Below are 12,952 nucleotides of genomic sequence, written 5' to 3' on the forward strand. Positions count from 1 at the left end.
TCCATATCCCCATTCGGAGACGGATCAATGCAGCAACCGAATTTGTGGCGTTCCGCGGGCGTATCCGCCCTGGCGGCCGCCATGTTCATGATGGGCGGCCTGTCGGCTGTCCAGGCGCAGACCAAGCCGGCCGCGAAGCCGGCTGCCAAGGCCGCCGCCAAGCCCGCAGCCAAGCCGGCCGCGAAGGCCGCGGCCCCCGCCAAGTCGACGGGCAAGGGCAAGGCTGCGGCAGCAGCCGGTGGCGCCGCTGCGGCTGCCGCCGCAGGCTCCTCGCTGGCGGCCGACGGTTCCAAGCCGGCCAGCGGCGGGCCGATCGAACTGGAAGTCTGGCATGCGCTCAATAAGGAGCAGTCCCAGGAATTCAACGCGCTGGTGGACCGCTTCAACGCGCAGAACATCGGTTTCACGGTCAAGGTTCGCGCCGAACCGACGCAGGAAAAGCTGATCCAGGACGGCATCGCATCGATCCGCGCCAAGCGTCAGCCCCACCTGATCGAGATCGGCGACAACCATTCGCCGGAACTGATCGCCCAGCAGGGCGCGGTGCTGCCCATGTTCGAACTGTTGAACAAGTACCCGATCAAGGACCTGCGCTGGTTCCTGCCGCAAACGACGGGCACCATGCGCGATTCCAAGAATCGCCTGCTGGCGCTGCCCTTCATGGCCGAAGCGCCGGTCTATATGTACAACCGCGACCTGTACAAGCAGGCAGGCCTGGATCCCGATGCACCGCCAAAGACCTGGCGTGAAATGCAGAAGCACCTGATCGCCCTGCTGGGTGCCGGCGTCAGCTGCCCGTACGCCACCAGCTCGCAGACCTGGATCCACCTTGAGAACCTGTCGGCGCTGCACAACACGCCGTACGCGTCCAAGAACAACGGCCTGGACGGCTCGAACGGTGCGGTCCTGCTGGCCAACGACCTGCTGCACGTGCGCCATCTGGCGCTGATGATGAGCTGGGTGCGCAGCAAGCTGTTCCCGGTGCGCAGCGAAGGCGACCAGGCCGACGCGCAGTTCGCGTCCGGCGAATGCGCGATCCTGACCACCGGTACTGGCGCGCTGGCCAAGGTGCAGGCCGATGCCAAGTTCTCGTACGGCGTGGCCCCGCTGCCTTACTACGACGAAGAAGCCACCAAGCCAAGCAACCCGTTCGTGGGCGGCTCGTCGTTGTGGGCCCTGTCGGGTCATTCGGCGGCTGAACAGAAGGCCGTTGCGCAATTCATCGCGTACCTGGCCTCGCCGGTCGTGGCGGCGGACTGGAGCCAGAAGACCGGCTTCCTGCCGCTGACCGAGGCGGCCTATCGCGCGTCCGACGTCTCGTACTACAAGAGCATCCCGGGCGCCGAAAGCGTCGTGCGTGAAATGGCGGCCGTGCCGGCGCAGTACACGCGCGGCTTCCGCCTGAACAACTACTACGCCGTCAGCCGCGTGCTGGACGAGGAACTGGACGATGTCTGGAGCGGCAAGAAGCCGCCAAAGCAAGGTCTGGATGATGGCGTGTCGCGTGCTTCGCTGCTGATGAACCCGCCCGGACCGGCCACGGCCGCGGCGACCAAGAAGCCGGCCGCACGCAGCAGCAAGTGATAGTGATGGCGCAATGACGATGGTCCCGCCCGTGCATGGACCGGCCCCTCGGGGCTGGCACTATCCGCGGGTGGTGGCCCATCGCGGCGGCGGCATTCTGGCTCCCGAGAACACGCTCGTGGGCATGGATGCCGCCGTTTTTCATGGGCATGTCGCGGTCGAGTTCGACGTGATGCTGGCCGGTGACGACGTACCGGTGCTGATGCATGACGATGTGCTGGGGCGCACGGTAGCGGGGTCGGGCCGGGTGGCCGATCTGCCGTCGGACGAGTTGACAATGAAAGACGCGGGGAGCTGGCTGGCCCCGCGTTTTTCATTGGCGCGCGTCCCGCGTTATGTCGATGCCGTCGCGTGGCTGCGTCAGCAGGGCGTGTGGATGAATGTCGAGATCAAGCCTTCACCGGGGGCTGATGTCGCGACCGGCGAGATCGTCGGGCGAATCACGCAGGCGATGTTTGCCGGGGTTCATGACCTGGCGCTGAAGCCCCTGATGTCGTCGTTTTCCGTGAACTCCCTGTTGGCGGCTCGGCGCACGGCGCCGGACATTCCGCGTGCGTTGTTGCTGTCGCATGTGCCGGCAGATTGGCAGGCGCAAATGACGGCCGTCGATGCGATTGCCCTGCATTGCAATCACCGGCATCTGACGCCCGACCTTGCAGCGCGCGTGAAGGCCGCCGGATATGGGCTGTTCTGCTACACGGTCAATGAACCGGAGCGCGCACGCGAACTGTTGCAGTGGGGCGTCGATGCCTTCTGCACGGATCGCATCGATCTGATGGGGCCCGGATTTACGTAAGGCCTATTGGGCCGCCGGGATGTCCACGACCAACGCCGCATCGAATGCGGCGTTTTCATTGGGGTATCCGCCGGGATTGGCGATCACCCGGCCACGTCCGATGGGGTAATCGAAACACGTGTGTGTATGGCCGTGGATCCACAGATCCGCCTGCTCGACCATGGCATCCAGGTTCGATGAAAACGCCGGTGACAAGGTGTCGCCCTGGAACTGCTCTGGCACCGAGAGGGCACTGGGCGCATGGTGCGTGACGACCACGGTCGTGCCATCGAACGGCGTATCCAGTTGCATCTGCAACCATTGTCGGGATTGCTTGTGACGCTCCACGCTCAGTGCGGGTGTGTAGTCGCCCTCGTCGGTCTCGATGATCCGGAAGTCCGGCATCACCTGGGTCGCCATGTGTGCGGCGGCCACCGCGCCCTGCGGTCCGTACAGGTCAAAGTCGGTCCACAGGGTCGTGCCAAGAAAGCGCACGCCGTCAAGGATCACCGCATTTTTTTCCAGAAAGTGGATGCCCAGCCGGCGGGCGTCTTCGCGCAGTTGCGCCTCCAGTTCCTGCAGATGGGCATGGTAGTACTCATGGTTCCCCGCGACGTAGATGATGGGCGTATTCGGGAAGCGCCGCGCGGCCCATGCCAGGCCGTTGCATTGGGTGTGGATGTCGCCGGCGAGCACGACAACATCGGCGTCGGCAGACGGAATCGGGCGTTCGCCACCAAAGGTTTCATGGTGCAAATCGGACAGGATACGAAGTCGCATGGGCGCAAATTCCAGTGCTGGGAACCTAGGATAAAACGAGGTCCAAGGTAAGTAATTGACCCGCTTCCGGGCGGTTGCGGCGGTCGGGCACGATGGCTCCATGCTATCGCATTGCCCTTGCGATGGCGCTGTCATCGCAAGGAATGTCCATGGTCGCGCGCTTCGTTTTTGCCAGTCTTTTTGTCCCTTTGTTACCCGTGTCGCCCGCGCTTGCGCAAGCCGCCGCGCCGGCCCTGTACGACTTTGCGTATCGCGTGTCGGGCGACCGCCGCGTTGCGCCGGTGCAGGTCTTTGACGACGGGCAATCCACCTTCGTGCAGTTCAAGTCAGGCCAGACCGTGCCTGCCATTTTCCGCGTCGCCGACGGCGGCGAGCAGCTGGCGCCAAGCACGGTCCGTGGGGGCTATGTCGTCGTGGCGGGCACGGCCAACGCGTGGGTCATGCGTATCGGCAGCGTGGTCTCGGCTGCGCGGTATGAAGGCGATGCACCGGAAGGCCGGGGCGGCATTGCCGGACGCGGGCCTGCGTTCGATGCCGGCGACGACGCGGCGTGGGCCGTGACGGATGCGCGAGCGCCGCAAGACGCGTCGGCGGCGCTGCCGGGTCACGGGCGCGGCACGGCGCCGGTGTCTTCGGTGAACCCCCGTGGCGTGCCTTCCACGACGTCCGGCGCCGCGCGCAGTGCCCGCAGCGCCGCCAGCGATACGGCGGGTATGCGGACGGCCTCCGCCATGGGCCAGGCGGCGATGGCGCGGCCAGGCGTTCCCGTTTCGCTTGCGGCGTCGGCTTCCGTGCGGCCGTCGGCAGCCTTTGATGCGGCAAGTTCGGATCCCACCATGCGCGCGGTGCTGACGCGCTGGGCCAGGCTTGCCGGGTGGTCGTTCGATGCGCAGCACTGGACCGTGGATGTCGATATTCCGCTGGCTGGCACGGCATCGTTTGGCAGCGATTTCAAAAGCGCCGTGCGCGATCTGCTGGCTTCGACCGAACTGTCGACCCGGCCGCTGCAGCCCTGCTTCTATTCGAATCAGGTTCTGCGGGTCATACCGTTGGCGGAAGCGTGCAATCGCACGGCAACCATGGCGAGCGCGCGATGAATGCAATGTCTTTTCGTGTGCTGCCGCTGGTGGCGGCCTCCGTGCTGTCCGGATGCGCGCATGTTCGGCTGGGTCAGCAGGTCGACGTGCAGGCCGCCAGCGCCGCGGCTGACGTGACCGCGTTGCGTGCCGGCTTCGATGCGAAGCTGGCGGCGGCAAGCGCCCGGCGTGCTCAACAAGACGTTGACCGGCCCTGGCTTGCCGGCGCGCCGCAGCCCGTGGCGCGCGAGGTTACCTTGCCGGCCGCCTTGCGCGGCGAGGTGCAGACCTCGTTGATGTTTCCCGGTGGCCGGGTCGATCTGGTCACCTTGGGCGAGCAGGTATTTCTGGCCACCGGCATCCAGGTCAGGATTTCGCCCGAAGCCTTGTTGCCCGCCGAGGGGTTTTCGCCGCGGCTGGCCAGCAGCGCCGGGTCATCGGCCTCCGGCACGGCTACCCCATCGGCTTCCGCAGCGGCGGCGCACGCCATCGCGCCGACCGTGGCGGTTCCCATCGGTGCCCATCCTTTGCCGAGGTTGCTCGACCTGGCTGCGCATCGCCTGGGCGTGTACTGGAAGTACGAAGATTCGGTGATCCGTTTCTTCCGCACTGAAACACGGGTGTTCAACGTGCGCGCGCTGACGCTCAAGTCGTCGGCGTCCGCCAGCCTGGGGCGCAGCGGCAAGACATCGGGCGGCGCTTTTGAAAGCACGTCCGGGACGCGGATCGAAAGCGAAGGTGGTTCGCCCATCGATGCGGTCAAGGCCAAGCTCGAACCTTTCCTGACCCGTGCGGGCGTGGTCGTTGCCAACGGCGACGCATCGGGGCTGGTGGTGGTGACCGACACGCGTGATGCGCTTGACCGTGTCGCGACCTATCTGGACCGCGAAAACAAGGCACTGACGCGGCGCGTGCGGCTGGTGTTCGAAGAGATCGATGTCGTCTCCAACAACAGCAATGAACAGGGCATCGACTGGAACGTGCTGTATGCACGGACCGAGGCGGCCTTGCGGCTGTCGCCACTGACGTCGCTGGTGTCGAGTGTGGCTGGAGCTGGGTCGTCGATGGCCTCGGGCCGCCGCGAGTGGGAAGGGACGGCGCTGGTGATCAAGGCCATCAGCGAGATCGGCACCATCGTAAGGCGCACATCGGTGCCGCTGCAGACGTTGAACCGCCGGCCCGTCACGCATGCCGTGCGCACCACCTTCAGCTATATCGATCAGGTGCAGGTGACCACCGTCGCTTCGTCGGCCGGGACGTCAACCGCGCCCTCGGTCACGCAAAAGGAAGAGACGGTCGGGTCTTTCCTGACGCTGATCCCCGATGCGCAGGACGACGGCCAGATCCTGCTGTCGATCGCCTACGACAACACCGTCGCGCAGCCACTCAAGACACTGACCTTCGGGTCATCGAGCAATCAGGTCCAGCTGCAGCAGAAGACCATCGAAGGCATGGGAACGGTCCAGCAGGTCGAGCTGCGGCCGGGGCAGCCTGTCGTCATTTCCGGCTTCGACCGCAGCCATGCGCAGTACGACCGCAGGCGTATCGACGAGGACGCTTCACTCCTCTTTGGCGGGTCGGGCAAGGCGACGAAGCAGCGCGCCACGACGGTGGTGATCGTCACGGCGCAGGTCGAGGAGGGCTTCTGATGTCGAGCGACTACGCCGTGGTTGCGCTGCCCGGGCATGCAGCCGAACTGGTGTTGGGCCTGCGCTGGCACACCATCCTCGGCAGCGAACTGACCGCGCGGGCCAGGAAGAAAGCCCGCGAGCACCGCGCCACGCACTATGCCCATGGCGGCGAGCGGGCGGAAGCTGTCGGTGTCCTGCGCTTTCCACGGGGCGACCGGCCTGCCCGCGGCATGACGCGGTACTGCGCGGCGCTGGCCTTCGCGCACGGGCACGCACGTGGACTGCACGCTTGCTGCGTGGACCTGCCCGATGGCCGCACGTGGCTGGTCGCGGCGCACCAGGGCAAAGTGCTGACGCAAACGGACCGCGTCTACACGACGCCGGCGGATGCGCATTCTGCCTTGCAGGCCTTGATGGATCGGCATGGCGCGGCGCTGACCGTGCACGGCCAGGTTCCCGCGTCGCCCGCCGAGCCGTTCGACCTGACGCTGCTCGGCGCGCAGTTGTCCGCGGCCATCAGCTTGAAGCCGGTGGGCTGGGCAGTGCCCAAGCCGGTCATCGTGGCGCTGGCGGCGTGCGCGCTGACGATCGGAGGGCGGGCAGGGTGGGACCTGGTCCGTTCGTGGCGATCCGGCACGGAGCCCCTGCCATCCACCACGTCCAGCGTCTCCCCCGAGGCAGCCTGGCGTGATGCGTTGACGCGGTTGGCATCCCGGACGCGGGTGCATACCGATGACGGGGTATCGGCCGTGCTGGCAGCCGTCGCGGGCCTCCCCATGGACATTGGCGGCTGGCAATTGCGCGGTGCGCAATGTCAGCCGCACGCCGACGCCGGCTGGCAGTGCGGGGCGCAGTACGAACGGCAACGCCGCAACGCGACCAATGCCACGTTCCTTGCGGCCCGGCCGTCGGGGTGGACCGAAAGCTGGCATCCGCTCGATGGCGTCACCGCATCGTTCGTGCTGTCGGACGGCGTGGAGCCGCTTGCCATTGATCGCCTGCAGCCGCTGTCGACCCACGATGCCGGCACCTTCAGCCACTTGCAGACCGTGCTGCCGGCTTTCGCGGCCATTGCAATCGGCGAGCCTGCACCCTTGCGGATCGAGCCGCCAGTCGACGGCTTTGGTGTGCCGATGCCGGCTTTACCCGGGATGCCCTCCGTCCATGAACGGTCCTTGACGCTGGATGGGCCGTTGCGATCGCTGGCCCTGGTGCCGGCATCGCTGTCCGGTCAGGTGGCGTGGCGCCTGCTGGATGCCCGCCTCCACGAAACCGCTGAACCCGCACTTAACCGCAGCCGCTGGATGGCCAGCCTGCAAGGGACTTTGTATGCACTTCGTTGAGGGTGGTGATGTCGTTGGTCGTGGTGGCGTCGCGGCCTGGCTTGGTCTGCTGGGTTTGCTGGCTGGCGCGGTTCTTCCCACCGGCAGCGCGCTGGGTCAGACAGAGCTGAACCTGGTCCGCGACATGTTGCGCCTCGACGCCGAACGCGCGCTCGATGCGGAGCGAGCAAAGGCTGGGCGGCCCGCAGCCAGCACGACGGCAGCGCCGGTCAAACGGCCCGATCGCATCACGGTCGCAGCCATCTATGGCACGGCCGGCGCGCTGCAGGCCGATGTGCTGATGAACGGAGAACGGCTGCATTTCCGGCAGGGCCAGGCGCAGGCACGCAATGCCTCCGCGGCAGCCGCCGCGTTCCAGCTGGCCAGGATCGATGACCTCTGCGTGCATCTGACGCGGTCCGGAGAACGCGCGCCGCGAGTGGTGTGTTACGTGGCCGGGACGGCGCCGGCGGCTCCGGGAACGGTCATGACGCTGCCCCTGGGGGCGATGGCCCTTCCCCGGTGAATTCCCTTGCGCACTGAATCCCCTTCCTTCCATGACTTTGCAGAGAACGCCATGAACCTGTTTGGCCGGAAACCCCGATACACCCCGTTGTCGCTGGGAGCGACACCGACGCAATTGGCCGAGCCGACGTCCGATGCGCTTGCGCCTTCGACAGCCGCGATGACCATGGCGCCGACAACGCCACTGACGACCCCGGCGCCACCGATCCGCATCGACAGCCGAGACGCCCTGGCGCGCCTGTCGCCGGCATTCCGCCGCGCCCTTCGGTCCGAGTTCGATATCGGCACGCTGGTCAACAAGTTGTGCCCCGTCGAATTTGAAGACGGGTCGGTCGCCATCCTGACAGTCGAAGAGTATGCCGACAGCGAGCACATCGAAGAGATTGAACGGATGGTGCGACGTCGCCCACGGCCGTTGGCGCAGGCCTCCCGCATCGTGGTTCCTGCCACCTTGCTGCTGTCGATCGCGCGCGAGCAGATCACCGGCGACACCCTGCGCAACCGGCGGCGGGTACTGCTGGATCCGCTCAAGAGCTCGATGGCCGCGGCTTTCCACGACATCGTGGCCTGGGGCGTACGACATGCTGCCAGCGACCTGCACATCAATATTCGGCTGCTCGAGCCCGAGTCGGAAATCAAGTACACGGTCGGCGGCAAGTACGTCACGCCGTACCGATTCCAGCGCATGCAGACCGCCACGCTGATGGAAGTGCTTGCGGTCGCCTACATGGACATCCAGGGGGGCAACGGCGCGGTGTTCGATCCGGCGATCGAGCAACAAGGACGCATTCATCACGAAGTCGATGATCGCGGCTACATGTTGCGATGGGCGTCCCTGTCAGCCGACTGCGGGCCGTCCGTGACCTTGCGCATCCTGCATCTGGATGCCGAGATGCGGCTCGATGGCTTCGCGTCGCTGGGCTATCTGCCCAGCCAGATCGCGCTGATTGATCGCGCGCTGCTGTCCGAAGGCGGCGCGGTCGTGTTGGCAGGAGTGGTGGGGTCGGGCAAGTCCACGACCATTGCAACCATGATGTCGATGGTGCCCAAGACCCGCAAGGTCATCACGCTGGAAGATCCGGTCGAATACCTGATCCCGAACGCGCTGCAGAACACCGTGACGCGCACGCTCGATGGGGGCGGCAGTGGCGAGTTCGATGCCAAGCTCAAGACCATCAAGCGGTCCGCCATGAACGACCTGCTGATCGGCGAAATTCGTGACCATGAAACCGGCCGTGCCTTCATGGACCTGGCCAGCTCCGGCAGCAACCTCTACACGACGACCCACGCCGGCTCGGCCATTCTGATTCCCGACCGTCTGGCCTCGGACTTCATCGGGATCTCGCGCGACCTGCTCGCCACGCCGGGCATCCTGAAGTTGCTCGTCTACCAGACGCTGCTGCCGACCTTGTGCCCGCATTGCCGGCTGCCGTTTTCATCGCTGTTCGAAGACGACGACGCGTCTGGCCACTGGCAGCGCTATGCCGAACGCCTGGTCCGTCTGTATGGCATCGACATCGCCGCGTTGCGGGCCCGGAATCCGGAAGGCTGCACGCACTGCCGGACCGAGCTGTTGCCTGAATTGAGCGGGATCAGCGGCCGCACGGTGGTGGCAGAGATGATCGAGCCCACGACGGACGAAGCGGTGCTGCGCCTGATCCGCAAAGGCGATGCGCTGGGCCTGCGTGCGCACTTTCTGTCGCACCGGACTGCGCCCTTTACCAGTCCCGACATGACCGGCAAGACGGCAATGGAGTGTGCCGTCTACAAGGCCTCGGTCGGCGAAGTCGATCCCCGTGACATCGAACCGCGCTTCATGAGTTTCGAGACGGTGGCCCTGCAGCGGTCGCATCAGGCGCGCCGCGCGCGGTCGGCCGTGGCGGTGGCCCGCCGGCCGATCACGGCGTTCGCCAGCCGGCGGGCGGCAGCCACGGCGGGCCGGATCGCAGCAGGGACCAAGTCATGACGCTGCTGACCCGTTTGCGACAGGCCTTGTCCCCGGCGCGTCTGGCGGCCCTTTCGTTCCGCAAGGACCGCGCCGACTACTACGACTACCTGGCCGATGTCATGGAAGGCACGGGCGGGCGCAAGACCTTGCGCGACGTCTTCCGCAGCGATGCCGATCGCTATGGCCTGCGGCACCGCCGGGGCATCCTGTCGCACCACTGGGCCGACCTGCATCAGGAAGTCGGCGGCGACCTGTACGAGACGTTTCGCGGCACCTTGCCCGACGACGATCTGGTGCTGATCCGCATGGGGCAGCGCGGCGGTGCCGGCGCGCTCGAACAGACATTGCGTGACGTGGCTGCCGTGACGCGTGTCGTCGAACTGGCGCAGAGCACCTTCATCCGGACCGCCGCGGTCGGCGTGGTGGCCATGCTGGTGATGGTCGCCACCGTCCTGGCCATCCCGGCCTTCACGGTGCCCCGGCTGAAGCAGGCCTTCGGCATGCTGCCGGCGGACTTCGTGGGCACGCAGGCGGCACGGCTGTATGGCCTGTCGGACTTCATCGAAGCCTGGGCGCTGGGGCTGGCGATCACCAGCGCAGGGCTGCTGTGGCTGATCGCATGGTCACTGCCAAACCTGGTCGGCCCGGTGCGCCGGTGGCTGGACGAGCACCTGATCTGGCGCCTGTACCGGGACTTCCAGGGCATCCGGTTCCTGGCGTCGCTTGCCACCCTGGTCAAGAAGCGGGGCAACGTCAGCCCCGGCTTGCGCGAGGTGCTCGAGGTGCAGGCCATCGGCGCCAACGCGTGGCAGCGATGGCACATCGAACAGATGATCGCCCGCATCGACGACGGTCAGGTCGGCAGTGCGACCTTCGATACCGGTGTCGTCGATCGCGAAACGCTGTGGTTCCTGACCGACCTGATCGCCACGCGCGGCATGGATGACGCCTTGCTGCGCGCACGGTCCCGCGTCGAAACCCGCGCCGTGCACGACGTTGCCCGCAAGGCCGCCGTTGCGCGGTGGGCCATGTTGCTGGTGGCTGTCTCCGTACTGTTCAGCATTCTTTTCTGGCACTTCGCCGTCGTCAACGAAATGCGTATGGCGATGACCCGTTTCTACTCCAGTCGATGAGACCTTCCATGTCACTATTTTGCGTTCCTTCCTTCCGCACACTGCGCCGTCAGCAAGGCTTCACCCTGGTCGAAATCGCCATCGTGGCTGCCATCATCCTGATCGCCGCAATCCTTGGCATTCCCGCCATCAACGGCTACATCATCGAAAACAAGGTGCCCAGCGTCGGCCAGGAACTGCAGCGCTTCGTCGCGCGCAGCAAGTCGGCCACCCAGGGGCTGGGGCCAACGCCCTACACCGGTATCGGCATGGCCCAGCTCGCCAACGGGTTGCGAAGCAGCAGTGTGCTGACGGTCGAAGGGCAGGGCGCCAATGCCACCGTGCGTCATGGCCTGGGCGCAACGGACGGCATGCTGGTGCTGAGCCCCGGCGGCATCACGGCGGCAGGCGATGCCTTCACGCTGACCTTCACCCGCGTCAACGAAGCCGCGTGCCCCGGCCTGGCTGCCGTGCTGCAACGCGTGTCCGAACGCATCCAGATCAACGGCACCACGGTCAAGGAACCTGCCGTAGGCGGTGCGATCGGCATCTACGATGCCACCGGCGCCGAAGCCCTGTGCACGGGCGGCGACAGCAACCGCTTCGTGTTCACCGCGCGATAGGAACGGCGATGATTCGGCGCGCAGCGTTCCGGCGATCCTGGCAGCGTGGGTTCACGCTGATCGAACTCGCCATCACCGCAAGCATCCTGAGCATCGTCACGGTGCTGTCCGTGGGCAAACTTCTGCAAGGCGTCCACGACGCCGCTGCCGAAGCCACAGGCTCCTACCTGCTCGCCGTCAAAAGCGCGATGGACACCTACCTGGTGCGCCACTACGACAGATTGAGCTCGACGCCCGGCGCCGCCGACCTACCCACCGTCGCCAACCCCTATGCGCCGAAGCTGTCGGAATTGCGCGCACTGGGTCTGTTGCAAGGCGGCTTCCCCGACCTCACCCCACTTAATCAAAACGTTGCCACCCGCATCGTGACCACCGGCACCTGCCCGGGCACCGGCTGCCGGCTGGACGCACTGGCCTTCACGACCACCCCCGTGCAACTGCCCGGATCGCCCGCACCCAACACGGATCTGATCGCGCAAGTCATGATGGCAACCGCGGGGCATGGCGGCGCCGTCTATCCCGAACAGCCCGCCGTCATCCGGGGCACCGCCTTCTCATTGCCCAATCCGCTGGGCGCCGTGCCCGGCATTGTCGGCGTGCTCGCCAGCCTGGACACCACACTCTTCAACGAATTTGTCCGCCTGCGCGACCGCCGCGACCCGGACCTGCGCGGAGATCTGAGCGTCAAAGGCAAGGTCACCATCGACAACACGCTGGCCTTGCGTGCGCCCGACGGACAAACCTGCGTCGCCGCCAACCCCGACGGATCGATCACGCTGCGCTGCGCAGGCAAGCTCAATGCGAAAACCGGCGCGTTCCTGTCCGACCAGGGCGACAGCGTCAGGATCGACCCCGTCACCGGCATCGTCACCAGCCAACGCGTCCATGCCGACACCGGACTCTCGACACGGCGCGGCACCCTCTTTGATGTCGCGGACGCCACCCCGACCCTGCGCGTCAACGCGGGGCAAATGCTGCTGATTACCAGCCGGGGCCTGGCACTGACCGTCGACGGCCAGGACCTCGTCGCCCAGGGAGGTGTGTCCACCCGCCGCCTGGGCCTGCGCGACCTGGCCGTTCCTGACCAGGCCTGCCAGAGCAGCGTCTCAACCGCCGCCGGCTCGTCAGCCGAGTACGCACGCACCGCGTCCGGCGGACTGGCAGTCTGCAGCCAGGGCACATGGCGCGCCCTGGCCTCGCTGGCCGCCACCGGCAACGCCTGCACCCCCAATGGTGCGATCGCCACCGACACCGCCAGCGGCACCGGCCTCTTGTGCCGCCTCGGCGTCTGGGGCCGCGTCGACGACCTGCTGTCGAGCTACGTGCTGGTCTCGACCGTGCTGGTCAGCCACGCCGCCATCGTGCCCAAGCCCGCCTGCGGCCCCCTGGGCACCGGTACCGGCGTGCCGCTGATCTACCTGATCCCGCAACTGGAGTCATCCAAAGCCTCCGCCTTTACCCGCCGCGCTCGCGACCTGGGCGGTCACTGGGAAGTGCAGCTTGTCGACTACGACGGCACGCCCCTCTCCGCGCAAACCACCGCGCTCGCGCATCTTTACTGCAAGTACTGAGGACA

Annotated in this window: 11 protein-coding genes; 10 read left to right on the forward strand and 1 reads right to left on the reverse strand. The window is 66.4% G+C overall.

Annotation, left to right across the window (positions count from 1 at the left end):
• Positions 1-27 precede the first annotated feature (27 nt).
• Together HD883_RS23450 and ugpQ are read left to right on the forward strand one after the other, a co-directional pair.
• Positions 28-1,584 (forward strand): extracellular solute-binding protein, encoded by a 1,557-nt coding sequence (locus tag HD883_RS23450; protein WP_179589366.1) that lies wholly within the window; start codon positions 28-30, stop codon positions 1,582-1,584.
• Between the two features lie 13 nt (positions 1,585-1,597).
• Entirely contained in the window at positions 1,598-2,380 is a 783-nt protein-coding gene (gene ugpQ, locus HD883_RS23455; protein WP_257022611.1) for a glycerophosphodiester phosphodiesterase, read from the forward strand.
• Positions 2,381-2,383: 3 nt separating this feature from the next.
• On the opposite strand, the gene HD883_RS23460 is transcribed toward ugpQ, so the two are convergent.
• A complete protein-coding gene (locus HD883_RS23460) occupies positions 2,384-3,139 on the reverse strand; it encodes a metallophosphoesterase family protein (protein ID WP_179589367.1) in 756 nt (251 codons plus the stop codon).
• A 149-nt stretch (positions 3,140-3,288) separates the two neighbouring features.
• Between HD883_RS23460 and HD883_RS23465 the strand changes: the two genes are divergently transcribed.
• The 8 genes from HD883_RS23465 to HD883_RS23500 are packed head-to-tail and all read left to right on the forward strand — an operon-like array spanning position 3,289 to position 12,947.
• Entirely contained in the window at positions 3,289-4,236 is a 948-nt protein-coding gene (locus HD883_RS23465; RefSeq protein ID WP_179589368.1) for a TrbG/VirB9 family P-type conjugative transfer protein, read from the forward strand.
• On the forward strand, positions 4,233-5,864 hold the full coding sequence (locus HD883_RS23470; protein WP_179589369.1) for a hypothetical protein: 1,632 nt from the start codon (positions 4,233-4,235) through the stop codon (positions 5,862-5,864). The genes HD883_RS23465 and HD883_RS23470 overlap by 4 nt, the downstream gene beginning before the upstream one ends.
• Positions 5,864-7,189 (forward strand): type 4b pilus protein PilO2, encoded by a 1,326-nt coding sequence (gene pilO2 / locus HD883_RS23475; protein WP_179589370.1) that lies wholly within the window; start codon positions 5,864-5,866, stop codon positions 7,187-7,189. Before HD883_RS23470 ends, pilO2 begins: the two co-directional genes overlap by 1 nt.
• Entirely contained in the window at positions 7,176-7,694 is a 519-nt protein-coding gene (locus HD883_RS23480) for a hypothetical protein (protein ID WP_179589371.1), read from the forward strand. Before pilO2 ends, HD883_RS23480 begins: the two co-directional genes overlap by 14 nt.
• A 6-nt stretch (positions 7,695-7,700) precedes the next feature.
• Complete coding sequence (locus HD883_RS23485; RefSeq protein WP_257022612.1) at positions 7,701-9,659, forward strand: GspE/PulE family protein; 1,959 nt, start codon at positions 7,701-7,703, stop codon at positions 9,657-9,659.
• Positions 9,656-10,774, forward strand: a complete 1,119-nt coding sequence (locus HD883_RS23490; RefSeq protein WP_179589372.1) for a general secretion pathway protein — start codon at positions 9,656-9,658, stop codon at positions 10,772-10,774. Before HD883_RS23485 ends, HD883_RS23490 begins: the two co-directional genes overlap by 4 nt.
• 8 nt (positions 10,775-10,782) lie before the next feature.
• A complete protein-coding gene (locus HD883_RS23495) occupies positions 10,783-11,376 on the forward strand; it encodes a type 4 pilus major pilin (protein ID WP_179589373.1) in 594 nt (197 codons plus the stop codon).
• Between the two features lie 8 nt (positions 11,377-11,384).
• On the forward strand, positions 11,385-12,947 hold the full coding sequence (locus HD883_RS23500) for a type II secretion system protein (RefSeq protein ID WP_179589374.1): 1,563 nt from the start codon (positions 11,385-11,387) through the stop codon (positions 12,945-12,947).
• Positions 12,948-12,952 lie beyond the last annotated feature (5 nt).

This window comes from Pigmentiphaga litoralis (assembly GCF_013408655.1).
GTDB lineage: Bacteria > Pseudomonadota > Gammaproteobacteria > Burkholderiales > Burkholderiaceae_B > Pigmentiphaga > Pigmentiphaga litoralis_A.

Excerpts from the sequence above, each read along its gene's own strand:
- HD883_RS23460 (WP_179589367.1), bottom strand. The coding sequence starts at position 3,139 with ATGCGACTTCGTATCCTGTCCGATTTGCACCATGAAACCTTTGGTGGC.
- HD883_RS23490 (WP_179589372.1), top strand. The coding sequence starts at position 9,656 with ATGACGCTGCTGACCCGTTTGCGACAGGCCTTGTCCCCGGCGCGTCTG.
- HD883_RS23470 (WP_179589369.1), top strand. The coding sequence starts at position 4,233 with ATGAATGCAATGTCTTTTCGTGTGCTGCCGCTGGTGGCGGCCTCCGTG.
- pilO2 (WP_179589370.1), top strand. The coding sequence starts at position 5,864 with ATGTCGAGCGACTACGCCGTGGTTGCGCTGCCCGGGCATGCAGCCGAA.
- ugpQ (WP_257022611.1), top strand. The coding sequence starts at position 1,598 with ATGACGATGGTCCCGCCCGTGCATGGACCGGCCCCTCGGGGCTGGCAC.
- HD883_RS23450 (WP_179589366.1), top strand. The coding sequence starts at position 28 with ATGCAGCAACCGAATTTGTGGCGTTCCGCGGGCGTATCCGCCCTGGCG.
- HD883_RS23480 (WP_179589371.1), top strand. The coding sequence starts at position 7,176 with ATGCACTTCGTTGAGGGTGGTGATGTCGTTGGTCGTGGTGGCGTCGCG.
- HD883_RS23500 (WP_179589374.1), top strand. The coding sequence starts at position 11,385 with ATGATTCGGCGCGCAGCGTTCCGGCGATCCTGGCAGCGTGGGTTCACG.
- HD883_RS23465 (WP_179589368.1), top strand. The coding sequence starts at position 3,289 with ATGGTCGCGCGCTTCGTTTTTGCCAGTCTTTTTGTCCCTTTGTTACCC.
- HD883_RS23495 (WP_179589373.1), top strand. The coding sequence starts at position 10,783 with ATGTCACTATTTTGCGTTCCTTCCTTCCGCACACTGCGCCGTCAGCAA.